At 46.7% G+C, this 20,533-nt stretch carries 22 protein-coding genes and 1 pseudogene; 12 read left to right on the forward strand and 11 right to left on the reverse strand.

What is annotated here, in order from left to right:
* Window positions 1-32: 32 nt before the first annotated feature.
* Window positions 33-866 (reverse strand): PucR family transcriptional regulator, encoded by an 834-nt coding sequence (locus ITJ88_RS09850; RefSeq protein ID WP_087679745.1) that lies wholly within the window; start codon window positions 864-866, stop codon window positions 33-35.
* A gap of 74 nt (window positions 867-940) precedes the next feature.
* Here ITJ88_RS09850 and ITJ88_RS09855 point away from each other — a divergent pair, with 74 nt between their 5' ends.
* Window positions 941-2,077, forward strand: a complete 1,137-nt coding sequence (locus ITJ88_RS09855; protein WP_087679746.1) for a DUF445 family protein — start codon at window positions 941-943, stop codon at window positions 2,075-2,077.
* Window positions 2,078-2,097: 20 nt separating this feature from the next.
* Window positions 2,098-2,472 (forward strand): YlbF/YmcA family competence regulator, encoded by a 375-nt coding sequence (locus ITJ88_RS09860; protein ID WP_023467337.1) that lies wholly within the window; start codon window positions 2,098-2,100, stop codon window positions 2,470-2,472.
* A gap of 52 nt (window positions 2,473-2,524) precedes the next feature.
* On the opposite strand, the gene ITJ88_RS09865 is transcribed toward ITJ88_RS09860, so the two are convergent.
* From ITJ88_RS09865 to ITJ88_RS09875, 3 genes are all read right to left on the reverse strand, one after another.
* Complete coding sequence (locus ITJ88_RS09865) at window positions 2,525-2,737, reverse strand: YhzD family protein (protein WP_195865562.1); 213 nt, start codon at window positions 2,735-2,737, stop codon at window positions 2,525-2,527.
* 58 nt (window positions 2,738-2,795) lie between these two features.
* Entirely contained in the window at window positions 2,796-3,875 is a 1,080-nt protein-coding gene (gene dinB, locus ITJ88_RS09870) for a DNA polymerase IV (RefSeq protein ID WP_133207900.1), read from the reverse strand.
* Between the two features lie 63 nt (window positions 3,876-3,938).
* Window positions 3,939-4,844 carry a magnesium transporter CorA family protein gene (locus ITJ88_RS09875; protein WP_195865563.1) on the reverse strand — a complete coding sequence of 302 codons (906 nt, stop codon included), beginning with the start codon at window positions 4,842-4,844 and terminating at the stop codon, window positions 3,939-3,941.
* A gap of 104 nt (window positions 4,845-4,948) precedes the next feature.
* Between ITJ88_RS09875 and ITJ88_RS09880 the strand changes: the two genes are divergently transcribed.
* A complete protein-coding gene (locus ITJ88_RS09880; RefSeq protein WP_029340932.1) occupies window positions 4,949-5,869 on the forward strand; it encodes an HD domain-containing protein in 921 nt (306 codons plus the stop codon).
* 12 nt (window positions 5,870-5,881) lie between these two features.
* The gene (gene namA / locus ITJ88_RS09885) at window positions 5,882-6,913 is read left to right on the forward strand and encodes an NADPH dehydrogenase NamA (RefSeq protein WP_195865564.1); all 1,032 of its coding nucleotides are present in this window, start codon (window positions 5,882-5,884) and stop codon (window positions 6,911-6,913) included.
* 58 nt (window positions 6,914-6,971) lie between these two features.
* Here the strand turns inward: namA and ITJ88_RS09890 are convergent, their stop codons facing one another.
* The 4 genes and pseudogenes from ITJ88_RS09890 to ITJ88_RS09905 form a co-directional block, all read right to left on the reverse strand.
* Window positions 6,972-7,886, reverse strand: a complete 915-nt coding sequence (locus ITJ88_RS09890; protein ID WP_195865565.1) for a peptidylprolyl isomerase — start codon at window positions 7,884-7,886, stop codon at window positions 6,972-6,974.
* Window positions 7,887-8,145: 259 nt separating this feature from the next.
* Window positions 8,146-8,715, reverse strand: coding sequence for an HTH-type transcriptional regulator Hpr (locus ITJ88_RS09895; protein WP_023467344.1), 570 nt, complete (start codon window positions 8,713-8,715; stop codon window positions 8,146-8,148).
* Between the two features lie 83 nt (window positions 8,716-8,798).
* Window positions 8,799-9,140 (reverse strand): hypothetical protein, encoded by a 342-nt coding sequence (locus tag ITJ88_RS09900; protein WP_023467345.1) that lies wholly within the window; start codon window positions 9,138-9,140, stop codon window positions 8,799-8,801.
* Window positions 9,141-9,254: 114 nt separating this feature from the next.
* Window positions 9,255-9,683 (reverse strand): annotated as a pseudogene (locus ITJ88_RS09905) (HIT family protein); the annotation flags it as partial.
* A gap of 125 nt (window positions 9,684-9,808) precedes the next feature.
* Between ITJ88_RS09905 and ITJ88_RS09910 the strand changes: the two are divergent.
* The gene (locus tag ITJ88_RS09910) at window positions 9,809-10,861 is read left to right on the forward strand and encodes a TcaA second domain-containing protein (RefSeq protein ID WP_195865566.1); all 1,053 of its coding nucleotides are present in this window, start codon (window positions 9,809-9,811) and stop codon (window positions 10,859-10,861) included.
* Between the two features lie 46 nt (window positions 10,862-10,907).
* Here ITJ88_RS09910 and ITJ88_RS09915 read toward each other — a convergent pair whose 3' ends face one another.
* Both ITJ88_RS09915 and ITJ88_RS09920 read right to left on the reverse strand, forming a co-directional pair.
* Window positions 10,908-11,159, reverse strand: coding sequence for a GlsB/YeaQ/YmgE family stress response membrane protein (locus tag ITJ88_RS09915; RefSeq protein ID WP_195865567.1), 252 nt, complete (start codon window positions 11,157-11,159; stop codon window positions 10,908-10,910).
* Window positions 11,160-11,192: 33 nt separating this feature from the next.
* The gene (locus ITJ88_RS09920) at window positions 11,193-11,441 is read right to left on the reverse strand and encodes a GlsB/YeaQ/YmgE family stress response membrane protein (RefSeq protein WP_035409405.1); all 249 of its coding nucleotides are present in this window, start codon (window positions 11,439-11,441) and stop codon (window positions 11,193-11,195) included.
* Window positions 11,442-11,757: 316 nt separating this feature from the next.
* Here ITJ88_RS09920 and ITJ88_RS09925 point away from each other — a divergent pair, with 316 nt between their 5' ends.
* Both ITJ88_RS09925 and ITJ88_RS09930 read left to right on the forward strand, forming a co-directional pair.
* Window positions 11,758-12,492: an ABC transporter ATP-binding protein gene (locus ITJ88_RS09925; protein WP_195865568.1), complete on the forward strand. Its 735-nt coding sequence runs from the start codon at window positions 11,758-11,760 to the stop codon at window positions 12,490-12,492.
* Window positions 12,489-13,625 (forward strand): ABC transporter permease, encoded by a 1,137-nt coding sequence (locus ITJ88_RS09930; protein WP_195865569.1) that lies wholly within the window; start codon window positions 12,489-12,491, stop codon window positions 13,623-13,625. The genes ITJ88_RS09925 and ITJ88_RS09930 overlap by 4 nt, the downstream gene beginning before the upstream one ends.
* Before the next feature lie 54 nt (window positions 13,626-13,679).
* Here the strand turns inward: ITJ88_RS09930 and ITJ88_RS09935 are convergent, their stop codons facing one another.
* Window positions 13,680-14,978: an ammonium transporter gene (locus ITJ88_RS09935; protein WP_023467352.1), complete on the reverse strand. Its 1,299-nt coding sequence runs from the start codon at window positions 14,976-14,978 to the stop codon at window positions 13,680-13,682.
* 117 nt (window positions 14,979-15,095) lie between these two features.
* On the opposite strand from ITJ88_RS09935, the gene ITJ88_RS09940 reads away from it, so the two are divergent.
* The 5 genes from ITJ88_RS09940 (at window position 15,096) to cls (ending at window position 20,505) form a co-directional block, all read left to right on the forward strand.
* Window positions 15,096-15,398, forward strand: a complete 303-nt coding sequence (locus ITJ88_RS09940) for a MerR family transcriptional regulator (RefSeq protein ID WP_023467353.1) — start codon at window positions 15,096-15,098, stop codon at window positions 15,396-15,398.
* Between the two features lie 143 nt (window positions 15,399-15,541).
* Window positions 15,542-16,588, forward strand: a complete 1,047-nt coding sequence (gene hemE / locus ITJ88_RS09945) for a uroporphyrinogen decarboxylase (RefSeq protein ID WP_023467354.1) — start codon at window positions 15,542-15,544, stop codon at window positions 16,586-16,588.
* Window positions 16,585-17,517 carry a ferrochelatase gene (gene hemH / locus ITJ88_RS09950; RefSeq protein WP_050677707.1) on the forward strand — a complete coding sequence of 311 codons (933 nt, stop codon included), beginning with the start codon at window positions 16,585-16,587 and terminating at the stop codon, window positions 17,515-17,517. Before hemE ends, hemH begins: the two co-directional genes overlap by 4 nt.
* On the forward strand, window positions 17,507-18,916 hold the full coding sequence (gene hemG / locus ITJ88_RS09955; RefSeq protein WP_195865570.1) for a protoporphyrinogen oxidase: 1,410 nt from the start codon (window positions 17,507-17,509) through the stop codon (window positions 18,914-18,916). The genes hemH and hemG overlap by 11 nt, the downstream gene beginning before the upstream one ends.
* Window positions 18,917-19,053: 137 nt before the next feature.
* Window positions 19,054-20,505 carry a cardiolipin synthase gene (cls, locus tag ITJ88_RS09960; RefSeq protein WP_195865571.1) on the forward strand — a complete coding sequence of 484 codons (1,452 nt, stop codon included), beginning with the start codon at window positions 19,054-19,056 and terminating at the stop codon, window positions 20,503-20,505.
* Window positions 20,506-20,533 lie beyond the last annotated feature (28 nt).

The raw sequence follows: 20,533 nt of genomic DNA on the forward strand, positions 1-20,533 counted from the left end.
CCTGACTAAATGCAAACGTTTTCAATTAGGCATCATGCTACAAGAAGTAAGGTATAGAGGAAAGTAGCACCTTCAAATGAGCGAACATCGATTCCAGTCTGCTCCGTCAACCGGTCGAGTCGATACTGGAGGCTGTTTCGATGTAAGAATAGATGTTTTGCTGTCAGGGAGACGTTCAAATTAGCTCGACAAAAAGCAAGGATTGTCTCACGAGACTCTGGCTCGAGGGAACGGATGAACTGATTGACGAGTGTCGCGCGGTGCCGGTCATCTAGACTTGCAAGACGGATCATGGCAGGCAAGAAACGTTCGATTTGCATCGAAGGAACGAGAGCAAGCGCTGCTTGTTCAAGTTGGAACTGAACAGCGATATCACCTGCAGCACGTTGTTGACCAAGCAATACCTTACCGTCGAGTACAAAATCAGATTGTAATGCTAAAAATAAATCGGATAGTTCTGACTCGATGACAAACTCTTCGCGTTCAACGACCGTGAAGCGGTGTGTGCTAAAAGGAATAAGGATGCTCGTCTGCGAAAAGAAAGAGGAGAGCAATTGTTGAATTTCTTCACTTGTCCGTTCATCGGTTGGATTGAACAAAAAATGGACAAGTCGGAACGATTGATCTTCGAGGGCATGAGCAGATTGGATACGCTCTCGCCATAGATCGATATCAGACCGCGACGTCGTGATGATGCGTTCAGCGAATACATCAAGCAGTTGTTGTTCACGGTCAGAGATGGCAGTCGCCTTGATTCCAAAACAAAGTCCATCTTCAAGTCGATATACGCTATACTGTTCCTGGCAATAAACATTCGGATCGGTCGTAAGCTGGTCATTGAATACAGTCATCAGTTGTCGTAACAAACGGCATCACTCCTAAATCGTACATAACTATCTCGACTTTACCATAAGTCGAAAATCGGAAGGAATGATAACTTATGTCAGATACGTTTTTACTCGTATTGAAACTTGTCGGAATCATCGTCATTGGGGCCCTGATTGGCGCAGTCACGAATCATCTAGCGATTCGGATGTTATTTCGACCACTCGAACCGAAATACATCGGAAAATTTCGCGTACCCTTTACGCCGGGGCTGATTCCTAAACGGCGGGATGAACTGGCAGCGAATCTCGGACGGACGGTCGTCAAGCATCTCTTGACGCCAGAAGGGATCGGGAAACGTCTCGCATCACCAGCTGTTCGTGGAGCTGTCACGCGGCTCGTCGAACAAGAAGTCATGAAATGGACACGCTCGGAAGAGACGACGGAAGCGTGGATTAGTCGCTTCATCGACGAACCCAAACAACGGATCCAAGGAAAAATCAGTTATCACTTGGAGCAGGAGTTTTCGCTCCTCATGGGTAAATGGCGTGAAAAATCCGTACGCGAGTTGATCGGGGAAGCCGGAGAACAAAAAATCGAAGAGGTCATGCCAAGACTCGTCACATCCGTATTGCACCAAGCGGAGGAATATTTTGATGGACCAGAAGGACGTCTACAACTCGAGGAAACGGTTGCTCGTTTCATCCAACAACGTCTCGGAGGTGGGATGTTCGGGATGTTGCTCGCGAACGTCAACGTCGTTGATATGATTCAGCCGGAGCTGAAACGGGTACTTCAATCAGAGTCGACGTCTCAGTTCATCCTTGCCTTATTACGTCAGGAATGGCAAAAGGGACTGGATCGTCCACTGTCGTCTTATATGACAGAAGAGACGGAGTCACGGATTCGACAGACCGTCAAAGAACAAGTCTTGGCGCGTTTACCGATCGAATCGATGCTTGCTACACCATTACGCGTCTGGTTGAATCCCCTCGAGTCACAATTACTCGAGCAACATGTCCCTGTCGTCATCGATCATCTATTCGAACGGACGACGAATCAAATCGGGCAAATTCTACAAACGCTTGATCTCGAAACGATTGTTCGAGAAGAGGTTGGTTTGCTGGATACTGCGTATCTCGAGGAAATCGTCTTATCGATTTCCAAACGGGAATTCCGGGCTATCACTTGGCTTGGAGGGTTGTTAGGTGGTTTAATTGGATTGATACAGGCGGGGCTTTATCTCGTCTAAACAAATTGGAGGTTTTACTCATGGCAGAAACAAACTTATACGATCACGCGTACACACTGGAGCGTGCATTACGCGAAACTTCGGAGTACACGACATTAAAAGACTTGTACACGCAAGTTAACGCGGATCCGGAATCAAACGAATTGTTCGCATCGTTCCGTAACATCCAACTCGAATTACAACAAAAACAGATGCAAGGTGAAGAAATCACACCAGACGATATGGCGTCTGCTCAAACAAAGATGCTTGAAGTCCAAAACAACCCATTAATCAGTCAGCTGATGCAAGAAGAGCAACGGATGCATACGATGTTGACGGAAGTCACACAAATCATCATGAAGCCGTTAGAAGAACTCTACGCGCCAATGATGGAGCAACAAGACGACGTTCAATAAGTCATCAAAAAGGAAGACGCGCCATTATGGCCGTCTTCCTTTTTTGTATGGCTCAAGATGAAGCAGAAACGATTCGTGGCAAGTAAGCGCGCTCGAAATGAATCAAACGACCTGAACGTGTGACGCGAGCGGCATGATGGGCGTACCCACTCTCATTGAGACGCCGAATCCCTTCTTCTCGTGCCTGTCCATCTGTTTCTGCTTCAAAAACGTCATCGAGTAACGTTTCACCACGATCTGAAAAGACTGTAATCGTATACTGCATGCTTGTTCCTCCCTTGTCTGATCGGTCTTGTATTTAGTATAGTGAATCAACATTCATTTTACAAGCGCAAGTCTAAGTCTTGCCACGTCAGCTGTCGCGCAGCGGGAGGAGTAGTCAGGTGACTGACCGTCATACCAATCAAGCGGATCGGTCCGTCGAAGGTGATGCCATTGAAGAGTTTTGTTGTTTCCTCAAGTAAGCGTTCTTCGTCCGCTGTCTCTTCTGAAAATGTATGCCGTTTCGAACGTGACTGGAATGTATCGGTCTTCCACTTGATCGTGATCGTCCGGCAGACGAGTTCTTTTTTTTGAAGACTCGCAATGACGGATTTTGATTCTCGAATCAACGTCTCGAATATCGTATCGATATCCTCCGTATCTTCTTCGAAGGTCGTCTCAGAACCAATCGATTTTCGCTCGCGTTCCGGACGAACCGGACGCTCGTCGATGCCGTGTGCCATCGCATGCAGTTCCGTTCCGCGATCGCGTCCGAGTATTGCTCGTAATTGTTCGACGGGCATTGCTTGGACATCTGCGACGGTTTCAATCCCTTGTTTCCGTAATGCCTGTTCCGTGACTTTTCCGACGCCGTGTAAGTCTCCGATTTTCAAAGGGGATAAGAAACTGAGAACGTCTTCTGGTGGAACGACCGTCAACCCGTTCGGTTTCTCGTAACCGGAAGCGACCTTCGCGACGAGCTTAGAGTTCGAAACACCAGCAGAGGCCGTCAGACCTGTCCGTTCTTTAATTTGCTGTAGAACATATTGTGCGATATAGGTTGCACTTTTTTGATCAAAATAATTTTCCGTGACATCGAGGTACGCCTCATCAAGCGAGAGAGGCTCGACGAGCGGTGTCACTTCTCGGAAAAGCGCCATGATTTGCGCACTGACAGCCCGGTAGACGTCAAAGCGAGGGCGAATGAAGACCGCACGAGGGCAGAGCTGAAAGGCGCGTCGTGACGGCATCGCGCTATGGATGCCATATTTCCGTGCTTCATAGGAACAGGTCGCTACGACACCACGGGCATGAGGCGGTCCACCGACGACGACGGGAACACCTTTTAATCGAGGACGATCGCGTTGCTCGACGGAAGCGTAAAAGGCGTCCATATCAATATGAATGATTTTTCGTTCCATCGGACAAGCGTCTCCTTTCAGTAGATATGATACAATTAGTATAACGAACTTATGTTCTGATATCTATTTTTTTGGTCGACTGTTCTTCGGCATTCGAACAAGAGCACCTAACCACCCACGCCAGCGCATCCAGTAGAAGATGCCACCGGTCGAGAGAAAGATCAAACCAAGGGATAGGGCGTAACCGTATTTCCATTCTAATTCCGGCATGATTTTAAAGTTCATCCCCCAAATCGCACCGAGGGCCATCGTTGGTGTCGCGACGGCAGTAAAAATCGTTAATGCCTTCATGATTTCGTTTCCACGGAAGTTCGAGACGGTCGTCGATAAGTCGAGCAGGACCTCGATGTCTTTTTGATAATGTTCGATGAGCATCAACAGACGGCGGACACGTTTCGTAGCTAGTTTCAACGAGAGATCCTCGAGATACGCGTCCTCATCGAGAAATGATTCTTCGCCAGCCATGACGAGCTCTTGAAACGGAACGATCAAATCAGACCAGTTCTCGATCGTGTCGCGTAACGCGAAGATACTATCGAGCGAATCTTCATTGATACTGCCGCGCAGTTCATCTTGTCTTGAGAACAGTTCCGTCTCAAACTGATCGATACCGGCAAAATACGTGTTCAGCTGTAAAGCAAGAATCGTATAAAAGGCTGCGAATGGATGCGTGGGAGAATAGGGAGCGACCAGGGACACGATGGAATCCGACAATCCGATCGTGATCAGTTTTTCTTTCGTTACGTAAAAACAAATCGAGCGACGGTCACTTTTATCGACGGGATTTTGCCAGGTGACGACAGCGCCATAGAGAACCCCTTTTTCCGAGCGGGTGAAGTTCATGTCTTTCGATCGCAGCTGTGTGACCCAGTCCATTTCGGATTGGTCGACGACAGCCGTCGGAAAGGTTTGTTCATAGTCAGCTAAATCGAGATAGCGGGACCAATTAAATTGAGGTTCCAGTTCCATGTTCATGACTCCCATATAGTAGAATGAAATAGTATATGCCTTAAGTGTAGTCAATGGAATATAAAAAAGACACCTATTTTACAGATAAAGGACGTGTTTCAAGTATGAAAGGAATCGGTAAATTAGCAGTTGGAGAAACGCTCGATCAACGAGCGATGATCAAGCAAGCAGTCAAAGGAATTGCAGCAAATGGGAAACCATACTTGACGCTCATTTTGACGGATAAGACAGGCGAAATCGAGACGAAGATGTGGGATACGAGTGATCTTGAAAAATATGCGCCGAAATCAATCGTCCATGCTGCTGGAGAAGTCATGGACTATCGGGGACGGACACAACTTAAGCTCAAACAAATCACGGTCCTAGAGGAGACGAATGTCGAGGACTACGTCCAATCCGCGCCGATTCCGCGAGAGCAGATCGAGACGGAAGTCCTCGCGTTCGTAGAATCGATTCAGAACAGTGATATGAAAAAGCTCGTTAAACATTTGATTACTTCGCGATTCGACGCCTATTTCACGCATCCGGCAGCGGTCAAGAACCATCATGCTTTTTACTCGGGGCTGTCATACCACGTCCTTTCGATGTTGCGTCTAGCGGATCAAATCGCTCAACTCTATCCGACCTTAAACCGTGACGTGCTAATCAGTGGCATCATTCTGCACGATTATGCGAAAATCAAGGAGTTATCCGATCCGGTTGCACCGGAATATACGTTGCCTGGTAAACTCGTCGGTCATATTACGATGATGGTAGCGGAACTTGAAAAAGTCGGAGCAGAATTACAAATTGACGCAGAAGTACTGACGGTCTTGCAACATCTCGTTTTAAGTCATCACGGACGACCAGAATGGGGTTCTGCCGTCGCACCACAGATGCGCGAAGCAGAAGTCTTGTTCTTGATCGATAACCTTGATGCACGGATGACGATGATGGATCGCCTTCTGGAATATGTCGAGCCAGGACAGTTCTCGGAACGATCATTTGCACTAGATAATCGTGCTTTTTACCGTCCGAAGCTATAAGGGGGAAGAAAGATGAAGACGAAGTTGTTTGATACGGTTCAACTCGGAACGTTGACATTCCGAAATCGGGTCATTATGGCGCCGATGTGTATGTATAGTGCAAAAGAAGATGGACTCGTTACGGATTGGCATGTCACGCACTATGCAACCCGTGCGATGGGTGGTGTCGGCGGCGTCATCTTAGAAGCGAGTGCTGTCACGCCAGACGGTCGCATTTCAGCCGGTGATCTTGGAATTTGGTCAGATGCGCATATCGAAGGCTTACAACGGATCGCAGAGCAAGTCAAAGCAGCGGGTGCAAAAGCAGGCATTCAACTGGCCCATGCCGGGCGCAAAAGCACGACGGCAGAACCACCCGTTGCACCGAGTGCTTTACCGTTTGATGATACGTATACACATCCACGAGCATTAACGCTTGAGGAAATCGCGACGATCAAACAACAGTTCATCGATGCAGCACTGCGTGCGGAACGAGCAGGGTACGATTTCATTGAAATTCATGGGGCTCATGGTTACTTATTGAACACGTTCCTCTCTCCGTTATCAAACGTTCGTGAGGACCAATACGGTGGATCGATTGAAAATCGGATGCGCTTGTTGCTAGAAATCATTGATGGCATTCAAGCCGTTTCAAAGCTCTCGATTTGGGTCCGGATTTCAGCAGCCGATCACGCAACAGGGGGAATGACAGCGACGGATTATATTCCACTCGCAAAAGAACTAGCTGCACGTCACATCGATCTACTCGACTGCAGTTCAGGTGCTGTCGTCGCTAATGCCGTACCGGTAGTGTATCCGGGCTATCAAGTGAGTTATGCGGAAGAGTTGAAACGGGAGACGGGTATTGCAACAGGCGCGGTTGGATTGATCACGACAGCTGCTCATGCAGAAGAAATCGTCCGTAACGGTCGAGCAGATATCGTCCTGCTCGCACGGGAACTACTTCGCCAACCGTACTGGGTCTATCATGCGGCAGCCGAACTAGGAGACACGGTCGCCTTGCCGAAACAATACGAACGAGCACCGATTCGGACGGTTCGTTAATCATCGCTCATATAAAAACGACACGAAAAAAGGAAGCCTTCGCGGCTTCCTTTTTTGATTACTGCTGTTGTTGCATCATCTGTTGTTGCATTTGTTGTTGTTCTTGTTTATCTAAATCAAAAGCATCCTTGAAGTCTTTGTTTTCGATTTTAACATCGTATTCTTTCATGAGCGAACGGTAGATATCGTTCGGGTTGACTTGTGCTGCTTTTTCTTCAGCAAGCGCTTTTTTGATGCGAGCTTTTTCTTTATCAAGTGTGAAGTCTTTCTTTTCTTTACGATCGACTACTTTGATGATGTGGTAACCGAATTGTGTTTTGATTGGATCGGAGATTTTACCTTCAACGCCATCCTTGAACGCATAATCTTCGAATTCCTTGACCATTTTACCTTTTGTGAAGTATCCAAGATCTCCACCTTTTGTACCGCTACCTGTATCTGTTGATTTCTCTTTTGCGAGTTTCGCGAAGTCCGCGCCGTCATCCAATTGCTTTTTGATGTCTTTTGCTTCTGACTCTTTCGCAACGAGGATATGGCTTGCTTTGACTTCGACTTTTTCTTGGTCAAAACGCTCTTGGATTTCTTTATCTGTTACTTTTGATTTCGCAGATTTTGCTTCCGTTAAGAGCATTTGTGTGCGAAGAACTTTCTCGAATTCTTTTTCGTTCTTGATTCCAGCAGATTTCAATGTTGTATTGAACTGCTCTTTATCCGGGAACTGGTCTTTTGTCTTCTTGACTTCTGCTTCGACTTCTTTATCCGTGACTTCTTTGCCGTATTTCTTCTCAAGCAATTGGTTCATCGTTTGCTGGAAGGCGATTTGAGCACCAGCTTTTTCGTATGCTTCTTCTTGGACGTCAGCCTTGTTGACTTCGCCACCTTTGTAATTGATGACGGCTTCGTCATTTGATCCACATGCTGCTAACGTAAATACACTTGCGACTGCTGCTGCGCCTAACAATTTCTTTTTCATACATACACCCCTAATTTACCATTTATTTCAACCGTTTTATCATATCATATTCTCGTCTGGTTGACAGCTGTATCTTGTCATGCCAAGAGATACTTGCTCTTTTCCATGCTATCACATCCAAGTAGTCGGTTGAGGATAATTTTTATGGGAAATTGTGAGGGAAATAACGCTCTTGAGACATAGTAGTAATGTCCTTGTCATGAGGAAAAAAGACCTAAAAAAAGCATTCTAGCTAGAGGCTAAAACGCTTTTGGTAAGGTTATGCTTTTTTGATTGAGTCCATGACTGGATCTTGAGGGCGACGATCTGCTTCTTCTGTGATCATCTTTGATGTCTCAGCGAATATGTCCATGAAGCTGTCGCCATACAAGCGACGTACGATCGCAGAAATGTCCGTTAATTCCGGGAACTTCCCGTACAGTTCCTGAAGAGGAAGTGATGCACGGAAGACACCGTTTTCTTCAGGGCGGAACGCTTGAATCGTCTCAAGCAAGAGTGATTCGCCCTCTGGTGTCAACTGGACGTAGGTATTTCGTTTATCTGTTTCCTTTTTTGAGAACGTCAACAGTCCGCGGTCTTCTAACTTCTTCGAGAAGTTGAATGCCGTCGAGACGTGCATGACACCATATTTCGCGATCTCTGAAATCGAGGCACCACCTAGCGCGTGCGAAATCCACAAGATATGATGTTCATTGATGTTCAAATCAAAAGGTTTGATCCAGTTTTGCCAATCTTTTTCTACCGTTTTCCATAGTGCTTTGCTTAACTGGACAATCTTGTGGCTATACAACAAAGCCTCTTGTCCAGGATATAACTTTTCGTGTTCCATATCTGACTCATCCTTTCGAAAGGTGACAATGGCTCAAACGCGCAAAATGCAAACTATACAAAAACAAATCGAAGCAACGGATCTTACTTTTGTGGAGAAAGCTGGTCTGCTTCCTGTTTCGCTTCATCAGCGAGAGACTGGATCTTCGTGAGCGATGCTTGGACTTCCGTTTGGTATTCCGAGACGCTCTGCATGACTTCTTCTTTGAAGTGCATACCAGACGCTTTTGCTGTCTCTACTAAGTTCTTGCCCTCCTGGGTCAAATCCTGCACATTCGTTACGATTGTAGAATAAGAATTTCGACGTTGATGACCGTTCGAAGAGTCGCTTTTCGTACCTTGGCGAAGCGCCTTCAGACCGTAAAAAGTCACAAGTGTTAGCGTAGCACCAAAAGCGACCCAGTTACGGGCGGGACGCTTCGACATATTGAACCTCCTTTTTAATATTAAAATATTTGTTTCATATTATTTTACCGAAAATCGAATGAAAGAAACCTATTTCGGCAATATTTTTCTAAGAATAGAAGAAAAAGAACAGACTTAGATGCGAGAAGCGATCGAGTTAGCGAGTTCAGCCAATTCCTCTGCCGTGTAATCGTCATTATGAACTTCCCATTTCGCGCCGAAACCGTCTTGTTTATCGTGACGCGGAATGAGGTGCAGGTGGAAGTGGGAGACTGATTGACCGGCTACTTTTCCTGTATTCGATAAGAGATTCATGCCAGCTGCTTCTGTTTCTTGTTGAAGCGCACGACTGATTTGCGGGATCGTCGCAAATACGTCTTGTGCTTGTTCAGGAGAGAGATCATACAAATTATCGGCATGTTGTTTTGGAATGACGAGCGTATGTCCTTTCGTCACTTGTGACAGGTCGAGGAAAGCGAGAACTTGTTCGTTCTCGAAGACGATATGACCAGGGACTTCTTTGCGAGCAATTTTACAGAAGATACATGATTCTTTTTGCATGGAACGTTCACTCCTTTGGGTAAGATAATATTAGTATACGGAAAGTTTCCGACTTCCGCACGATTGACAGTCAAATTGAACCCGATACACTTAGAAACATACAGATACTGACGGAAGGAGCGAATTGCATGGCATCACGAGTAGCCTCGACGGCACAAAAAAAACGAAAACGGCGTCTGCTCGTCGGTAGCGTCATCGTCGTCGGTCTTTTCTTATTATTTGCCTTTTGGTTTGGGCGTAACATGCAAGAAGCGGCGAGAATGGAAAAAACAGACGAGCGTCTTGCTACCTTGTTAAAGGAAAAGGATCAGCGTGGATTCCAACAACTCGTCACGATGAACGGTAAGTCACTACCGATGAGTGAGGCGACGCGACTCGTTAATTGGTTGACGGCTGACTCAGAACGGACGGATCGGGTCATCGCACAAGTCAAGCAGGATCAAGGCACAGGGAAACAAGTAAAGACACATCTGTTTTCGCTTCAAGAAGAAGATGGATGGCTTTGGTATGACCGGTACTCTCTCGATGTGAATCCTCAGCGCTTAACCGTTTCAAGTGATTTACCGGGAACAAAGGTTTCACTAGACGGAGAAGAAGTCGGGACAATTGATCAGAAATCCCTTGAAGTCAAGCGATCTCCTGGAGAATACGATGTTCAAGTAAGTGCGGATCAATCAGGACAGACCGTCCAAGAATCAAAGACTGTACAACTCGGAGATGAACCGAACGCGACAGTCGACTTTAAATTGGCTGATCGATTCAATACGACCGTTTCGAACGAATATGCAGTCGATATCAAAACATTACTTGAGACGGAAGTGAAAGCCCGGACTGGAAAAAGTATCGATACGATGACGGGCTATCTTGGACGTTCGCGTGACGCGTTTGAGAATACGTTCGGGACGCCTGATTCGACCGTTGCCAATCGAGCACGATACGATGGATATGAAGTGACCTATCAGTCGGGTCAGGTGGAAGAATTGTTGATCCGATTGAATAAGACTCCGGATGAACTGGAAGCCATCGCTGGAAAACCAGAACGAAAGAAGCGTGAGCAAGTCGGTACCGTTTGGGAGTATCCGTCTAGTTTTCTCGAAGGTGTGTTCGAATGGTTGAACTTACGAGCAGAAAAACGAGTCGTCGAGCGAGAGGACGGCATGTGGTTACAATTAAAAGACTAATAAAAGACTAAAAAATCCTCGGACAGAAACGTCCGAGGATTTTTGGTTATCGTTTATTCACCGCACGGAGAATGAACGATACGATAAGGATAAGAATGATAGCTCCGAGTAAAGCAGGTACGATTGCGAATCCGGCAACGATCGGACCCCAATCTCCAAATAATGCTTGACCGATGATTGCACCGACGAAACCAGCGATGATGTTACCGATGATACCACCTGGAACATCTTTACCTAAAATTAAGCTTGCCAGCCAACCGATAATACCGCCGACGATTAACGCCCATAAGAATCCCATTTAAAACACTCCTTTTCAATTTAAGATCTATGATTACTTACGTACTGCCCGGAGAATAAGTGAGACGATGAAGATCAAGATGACTGCTCCGAGAATAGCCGGAATGACTGCGAATCCACCTATTTCTGGTCCCATTGAACCAAAGATGGCTTGACCAATCATCGAACCGATGAAACCAGCGATAATGTTACCGATGATGCCACCCGGCACATCTTTCCCGATAATTAAACTTGCGATCCAACCGATGAGACCACCAACGATGAGTGCCCATAAGAAACCCATTTTTAAACATCTCCTCTACATATTAGTTTTACCTGTTTTCAGGCAGTTATAAACACGTGCGAAAATGAAAAAATCTGAAATCGTTCATTCTTTAAATGACTAGACGATTAGACCACTTGATAGAGAATAAATGGACGATTCATTGATTTCACTTTCAATTTACATGTAAATCGTTTTCATATATTGATGTAACGATTACACTTAGAGTAATTGCCGAAAAAACAAGTATTAAAACATTATATTTTAAAAAACTAGACGTTACGCTAGAAAAACGAAGCAAATCTACTTTACGATGAGCCTAAGGGGAGTGGCAGATATGTTATTAGACATTAAAGGTTTGTCAGGAGGATACGGTTCAAAAACCGTTCTGCATGACATCAATATCGAAGTCGATCGAGGTGAACTCGTCGGTCTGATTGGGTTGAATGGTGCCGGAAAATCAACGACGATCAAGCATATCCTTGGTCTTTTACCGGTCAAGACAGGATCGGTTCGAATCAATGAATTGGATTTAACGACGAACGAAACCGAGTATCGTCGCCAAGTGGCGTATATTCCGGAACAGCCGATGTTATATGAACAACTGACGTTACGGGAGCACCTTCGTCTGATGGCGCAAGGATATGACGTCGAAGAAGCAATTGCTACAGAACGCGCGCAACATTACGCTGAACGACTTCGAATGACGAAGCAACTCGAATGGTTTCCAAGTGTTTTCTCAAAAGGGATGAAACAAAAAGCGATGATTTTATGTGCACTCGTCACAGGCAGTGAGCTGTTAATCGTCGATGAACCGTTCGTTGGACTTGACCCACTAGCGATTCGTGAGTTACTTCAGATTTTTAGTGAACTGAAGCAGGACGGTAAGGGGATCTTAATGTCGACGCATATCCTTGAGACAGCCGAGCGTCACTGTAACCGATTCGTGCTCTTACATGAGGGGCACATTGCAGCAGAAGGAACGACAGCTGCTTTACGCGCGCGATATGGACTGCAAGATGGAACACTGGATGATCTGTACGTCGCTGCGATCGAGGAGGCGGAACGATGAACAGCCAGTCCTTATGGAAGGAACGGTATCAGACGGCGATGACCGAGACAGTGAAATACACACGGTATATGGCGAATGGTGGACTGTTATTTACCGTGTACTTCGTTATTTTGTACGGTTTAGTCGTCTACGGTCGTTTCCTCGACCAACTCGATCCATCGTTTCCTGGTCGGTTCGTCATGGCAGCCTTGTTTCTGATTTTACCGCTCTACCGGACAAGTCGGACGTTTCTCGTCGAAGCGGATCAAGTGTTTCTATTACCGGTATTAGCGAAGTTATCTAGTTTCATGCAACAAGTCCGAGCGTACAATGCGGTCTTTGGTATCATCCGTGCGGTGCTTCCGTTTTTAGCTGTCGTTGTCCTCTATGTTCGAACGGAACAGACGACACCCTTTGAACTTGTCTTAATGGGAGTAGCGCTTGCTTTGTTCGGAGCGGCTGCAAATTTATCAAAGCTTGAAGGGATCGCACATCGGACGGTGTTACTGTATGCGTTCGGAGCGGCGCTACTCGTCATCATCGATATGGCGTGGATGACGATCGTCGTCGCACTTCTCTTAATGGTTGTCCTTCATTTGAAGCGTCAGGACCATCTTCCTCTACGCGAATGGATTGCACTTGAGCAGGAATCGCGTGATCGTTTTTATCGATTAGCGAATTGGTTCGTTGATGTGCCGCATCTATCGGCAACGTATAAACGCCGTCGTCTCTTAAGTAACATGGTCGAGCGGATTCCATATCGAGCGCAAACGACATTCGATTACTTGTATGTCAAACAGTTCATCCGGAGTGGAGACGGGATCGGATTGATTGTTCGTTTGACGCTGATCGGGGCTGTATGCATGTGGTTAGCGAGTGGCAACTTGTTGTTCGTTGCGCTTGCAATCCCTGCGTTTGCAGGATTGACAAGCTTTCAACTAGCACCGTTTACGAAGGCAGTGGACCAACATCTATTGACGCGTCTATTACCGTTTGGAAATGCTGTACAGGCGAAACGGAAAATCATCCGCTTCGCAGCAATCAGTCAATGCATCGTCTTGACGCTACTTGGATTCTTTTTAAGCGGATCCATCTATGTCGTTGGTGGGGCAGCCTTGGCGCTTGTGATTGGTGAATACTACGCTCGAAAATAATAAACAGAGCCTACGCAATGAATCCATCGCGTAGGCTCTGTTTATTATCAATCATTAGTTAACACGTTCGTTTGAGAGGTCTTCTTCTTCGACCATACGTAATTCTTTGCTGACAGGAGCAGGGAGATCATAAGAAGATTGACCATGTTCTGCAACATCCAGTCCGCGGAGTTCATCTTCGCGTGTGATCCGAAGACCAATCGTAAGGTCGAGAACTTTTAAGAATGCGTAACTTAAGACGCTGACAATGACGACGGCAAAGACGACGCCAAGTGCTTGAACACCGAGTTGCGTAAAACCGCCACCATAGAAGAGACCAGCTTGTCCGATCCCTGTGATTTCAACGAGTCGTGGTGAAGCGAAGAATCCAGTTGCGAGTGTACCCCAGATACCAGCGACGCCATGAACGGAGAAGGCACATAATGGATCATCGACACGGCTTGCGAGAAGAATGCTCGTTCCATATGTGATCACACCAGCGAGGAAACCGATGACGACGGCTGCCCACGGTTCAACGAAGGCACAGGCTGCTGTGATGGCAACAAGTGCAGCTAACACGCCGTTGATGATCGAAGGGATATCTGCGACACGACGGTGCCAGAATGAGATGGCAAGAGCACCGAGGGCACCTGCTGCAGTCGCAAGTAACGTCGTCAAGGCAACGTAACTAAAGAATCCATCGGCAATCGTTAGTGTCGAACCAGCGTTGAAGCCGAACCAACATAACCAGAGGATGAAGGCACCAACGACAGAATAGATGACGTTGTGTCCGAGTAACGGTGTTTTTTCAGCACCGATGCGTTTCTTAAGCAGTAAAGCAGCAACGAGTGCAGCGATCCCACCTTGTAAGTGAACAACCGTTGATCCAGCGAAGTCTTGCATCCCGAGCGAACCAAGGAATCCACCTGCCCAAACGGAACGTGCGATGATCGGATAGATGATGGCAACGAAAAACGTTCCGAACAACAGGTAGACGGATAATTTAGCACGTTCTGCGAATCCGCCCCAAGCGATCGCGAGGGAGACAGCGACGAATGAGAGTTGGAAGAGGAACTTCACATCAATCGTGATGTTCGACCAATCAAGACTGCTGAACCCTCCTTGTAAGAAGAATCCTTCCGTTCCGATGATGGAATTGCCATCACCGAACGTCAATCCGAATCCGATGGCCCAAAAGGCGAGAGCGGCAACGGAGAAGCTGATGATTTGTTTGACGGCGACGTGCCCCGCGTTCTTCGCCCGTAACATCCCTGTTTCTAGAAGTAAGAATCCAATTTGCATCGTAAAGACGAGCAGTGCTGCGAATAAGACATAAAACGTATCGACTGAGATAGCGAGTTGTTCCAGTTTCATTGTCGTTCCTCCTTTATCCATTTAAAGTATGTGTTTACTTTAGACGGAAATACTTTCAAAGAAACGTGTTGTGTCAGAAAATCTGACATGGTATTTTTGTGGAAAGGAGTGACGAAGATGAACTACCGTGAAAAAAAGGTGATGTCGATCGGAATCGTCTGTGAATTGACCGGCTTGTCAGAACGTCAGATTCGTTACTATGAGGAACGGAAGTTAATCTTTCCAGAACGGACAAATGGGAAAACACGAAAATATTCGTTTACGGATGTCGAGCGACTCGTCGAAGTCGCGGAAAAAATCGAGGATGGCTGGCGCACGCACGAAATTCGAGAAAAAGAACGCAAGGTAACGGAACAGCAACGTTCTGACTTGATTCGTGGTCAGTTGAATGCTGCATTCGGTCTTTACAAGAAACAGTGAACATTTCATGAACTGGTAACAGAACTGTCATTTTGTAAACGATTTATTGGCACAGACTTCTTAATTTCAGATATAATGTTTCTGTGTTCACAAACTTATCGTACGTTTTTTTGGGGCGTTAGAACGAGTATAAAGGGGTAGTTATGATGAAGAAATTCAATGATACGTTTTTGCGGGCGATCCGTGGCGAGCAGATTGATCACGTTCCCGTCTGGTACATGCGACAAGCAGGTCGTTATCAAGCGGAATATCGTGAAATCAAGAAGACGCGGACGCTTTTCGAGATCACACATGACTCGGAACTAGGCGCATATGTGACAGAACTACCTGTAAAACAATTAGGGGTCGATGCAGCGATTCTGTATAAAGACATCATGACGCCACTTCCATCGATGGGCGTTGACGTCGAAATCAAGAGTGGTATCGGTCCAGTCATCGCGAACCCGATTCGCACGATGGCAGATGTCGAAGCATTACAACCATTTAACCGTGAAGATATTCCATATATCTATGAAACGATTCGTTTGTTACGGGAACGACTCGAAGTACCGTTGATTGGTTTTTCCGGGGCACCATTCACGCTTGCGAGCTATATGATTGAAGGTGGTCCTTCGAAGGGATACCATAAAACGAAAGCATTGATGTATGGACAACCTGAGGTATGGCATGCCTTAATGGAGAAACTAGGTGACATGGTCATCGATTACATCAAATCACAAGTGGATGCAGGAATCCAAGCGTTCCAAATCTTTGATTCATGGGTCGGAACGACAAGCCGGAAAGATTATGTCCGTTACATCAAGCCAACGATGGAACGCATTTTCACGGAATTAAAAGATACAGGCGTGCCGATGATCATGTTCGGTGTAGGAGCGAGTCACTTGGCAGAAGAATGGCACAGTTTACCGTTAGACGTCGTCGGACTTGATTGGCGTTTGTCGATTGACGAAGCGCGTGAGCGTGGACTGACGAAACCTGTCCAAGGAAACCTCGACCCGTCTTATCTGTTAGCACCGTGGGATATCCTTGAAGCAAAAACGAAGGAGATTCTCGACATGGGAATGAAGCAACCAGGCTTCATCTTTAACCTCGGTCACGGCATCTTCCCGGAAGTCGATCCAGAAGTATTGAAACGTTTGACTGCATTTATCCATGATTATTCGAAAGAAAAAATGGAGGTAGGAAAATGAAGACGTTAGGACTACTTGTTATGGCGTACGGTACGCCATATAAACCAGAAGATATCGAGCGTTATTATACGCACATCCGTCGCGGGCGCAAACCGTCTCCAGAAGCATTGGCAGAGTTGACGGAACGTTACGAAGCCATCGGTGGAGTCTCACCACTCGCACAAGTCACGATTGATCAGGCTGAAGAGCTACACCGTCAACTGTCTGAGAAATATGCTGGTGAAATCGAGTTCAAACTCTATCTTGGTCTGAAACACATCGAGCCATTCGTTGAGGATGCTGTCGAGCAAATGGCAAAAGACGGCATTACGGAAGCGGTCACGGTCGTTTTAGCACCACACTATTCGACGTTCAGTATCCGTTCATACAATGGTCGTGCGAAGGAAGTCGCGGATAAGCATGGTATTCGTCTCGCATCTGTCGAATCGTGGTACAAAGAAGAAGCGTTTCTCGATTGGTGGGGGAAAGAAATCCGCAAGACGTTCGACGCTTTACCAGTACCTGAAGAGAAAGCCGTTCTCGTCGTTTCAGCACACAGTCTCCCTGAGAAAATCATTGCAAACGGTGATCCATACCCAGAGCAATTGAAGGAAACAGCCGAATTGATCGCGCAACGTGCTGGTGTACCGCATATGATCACAGGCTGGCAATCGGCTGGACAAACGCCAGAACCATGGCTTGGACCAGATGTTCAGGATTTGACACGTGACGTCTACGAAGAAAAAGGATACGAAGCATTCGTCTACGTACCCGTTGGTTTTGTAGCCGATCACCTAGAAGTATTGTTCGATAATGATTACGAGTGTAAAGTCGTCTGCGACGAACTCGGAATTCATTATGCGCGACCTGTCATGCCAAACGCGGATCCAGCTTTCATGAAAGCTGTCACGGAAGCCGTCGCGAAACAGGTGGGTAGTTATGTCCAGTAAACGTCTCGTCATCGTGGGCGGCGGTATATCAGGACTTGCAGCCGCCTATTATGCAGAGAAGAAGTTTCCGGAGATGAACATCACGTTACTCGAGGCAGAGGGTCGTCTCGGTGGTAAGGTGGCGACATATCGGGACGAAGGATTGACAATCGAGCGGGGACCGGATTCATACGTCGCACGGAAACACGTGTTGACGGATCTCATCGAAGAGATCGGATTAGGGGAGCAACTCGTTCGCAATAACACGTCGCAAGCGTATATCTTGGATGCGCGCGGTCTCCACCCGATTCCAAAAGGTGCCGTCATGGGCATCCCGACTGATTTAGAGTTATTCGCAAAGACGTCTCTATTGACGGAAGAAGAAAAAGCAGAGGTGACAGAACGCTTGCTTCACCCTGCTCCTGATTTGACGATTCCGGAAACAGACATCCCATTAGGGGAATACCTGCGTCCGCGTCTTGGAGATGCGCTCGTCGAGAAGTTGATTGAACCGCTTCTTTCAGGCATCTATGCGGGTGATATCGACCGGATGAGTACGTTCGCGACCTATCCACAATTCGTTGCGAATGAGCAAAAGGCGGGAAGCTTGTTCGAAGGGATGCGCCTCATGCGTCCACTTGATCAACAACAAGGTCCGACGCTCAAAGCGACAGGTCAATTCCTATCACTTGCTACTGGACTCGAGTCTCTCGTCGAGCGTTTAGAAGAGGTGCTCGAACGGACAGAGATTCGTCTAGAGACACCGCTTCGCTCCATTGAACGGGAAGCAGACGGGCGGTATCGTCTCGAAACGGATCATGGTCCAGAATATGCCGATGATATTTTGTTGACGATTCCGCATCGCCAAGTCGTGTCCTTGTTACCGGAAGCGACGCTTCCAGGGCTTGCGAACCTTTCGACGCACTCGACAGCGACGGTCACGTTGATTTTTGATAAGGAAACGGCGTTACCGATTGATGGAACGGGATTCATCGTCAACCGTCGGGCACCGTATTCAATCACAGCATGCACGGCGATTGATCAAAAGTGGAATCATGCAGCACCGAATCATACCGTGCTCCGTGCCTTCATCGGACGCCCCGGAAAAGATGCACTCGTTCGTGAATCAGACGAAATGATTGAACGCGTCGTCTTAGAAGATCTTGAAAACATCTGTGGTCGTCCATTGCAACCGGAACGTGTCGTCATCAGTCGTTTATTAGACGGCTTACCGGCCTATACGGTAGGACATGCACAGCGGATTCAAGAAGTGCGAGAAATCGTCGCTTCTTACTATCCACACATTCATTTAGCCGGACTCGCTTATGATGGTGTTGGTTTGCCAGACTGTGTAGCAGGTGTCAAAGCGACGCTTGAACAAATGGCGTTACAACAACCGGAACCATGTAAAGAATCATGACACACCTAAACCTTTTTGAAGCTAGCCGTGCTTCAAAAAGGTTTTTTTTGTCTTCAGAAGAATGACACGGAAGGAAACGGGAATAAGAGACAGAGGAATCAAAATCGAAGAATACCGTTGAAGCGGGAGGGAATCGTATGGTGGAAGTATGGAGTACGTTCACAATCATCATCGTCTACGGATTACTTATCATGAATATCTTGGCTGTCCTGACGGTTATTTTTCTCGAGCGGCGCGATATTGGTGCGACGTGGGCATGGGTATTCATCTTGTATTTCGTTCCGCTCGTTGGGTTTCTCGTCTATCTGTTTTTCGGAAGACTGTTGAAAAAAACGAATTTTTATCGTGTCACGGATGAAGAACAACTGGAACAGGATAGACGGATTGCCTTACAGAAAAAAGAACTTGTAACGATGGGACGGCACCCGATGATTCAAAAGCACCGGGATATGATTCGGATGAACTTAATGTCGAACGGTTCCCTGCTCAGTCTCTCGAATCAATTGCAGATTCTTTCGGATGGCGAGCAGAAGTTCAATCGGATGATTCAAGATATCCGCCAGGCTGAGCATGAAGTGAACATCCAATATTACATCATTCAGAAAGATCGTCTCGGATTAGCGTTGATTGATACATTGACCGATTGTGCCCGTCGTGGGATCAAAGTCCGTCTCTTGTATGATGCTGTCGGATCACGGAGTCTGAAACGGACAGACTTCAAGGAGTTACTCGCACACGGGGGAGAAGTGTTCGCCTTTTTCCCGTCGACGATTGGTTTCGTTAATTTTCGATTGAACAACCGCAATCACCGTAAATCCTGCATCATCGACGGTCGAATCGGCTACATTGGCGGGTTCAACGTTGGTACGGAATATCTCGGTATCGATGAAAAGTTCGGCTACTGGCGGGATACACATTTTCGCTTGGAAGGTGACGTCGTTCACGATCAACTCGACCGCTTTATTCTCGACTGGAACCAAGCAAGCGACCTCTATACGGAAAAATCTTTATTTTACTATGGAACGCATAGGATTCAGGATATATTACCGATGCAAATCGTCACATCGGGTCCGGATTCTCGTTCAGAGTATTTGAAGCTTGCCTTGATCAAGATGATCAACGAAGCAAAACGGACGATTTATATCCAATCGCCTTATTTCATTCCAGACACGAGTTATTTAGATGCATGTAAGGCAGCCCTTTTGTCCGGAGTGGAAGTCCGTATCATGATTCCGAATAAGCCGGACCATCCATTCGTTTACTGGGCAACGACTGCGGCTGTAGGGGAGTTGTTATCGTACGGAGCTAAAGTCTACACGTATGAACCTGGATTTTTACACGCAAAGACGATCGTCGTTGATGGTGAGATTGCTTCAGTCGGGACGACGAATATCGATGCGCGAAGTTTTCGGTTGAACTTTGAAATGAACACGATCGTCTATGATCAGGCAATAGCGATTGAACTAGAGCGTCTTTTCCTCGCTGATTGTGAGGTATCAAAGCTCATGACGGTCAAGTCGTATGCCGCGCGATCAAGAACGATCAAATTCAAGGAAAGTATTTCACGTTTGTTGTCACCGATTTTGTAAACCGCGTTTACGACCAGTCAAAATGTGA

The sequence above is a fragment of the Exiguobacterium abrahamii genome, assembly GCF_015645365.1.
GTDB lineage: Bacteria > Bacillota > Bacilli > Exiguobacteriales > Exiguobacteriaceae > Exiguobacterium_A > Exiguobacterium_A abrahamii.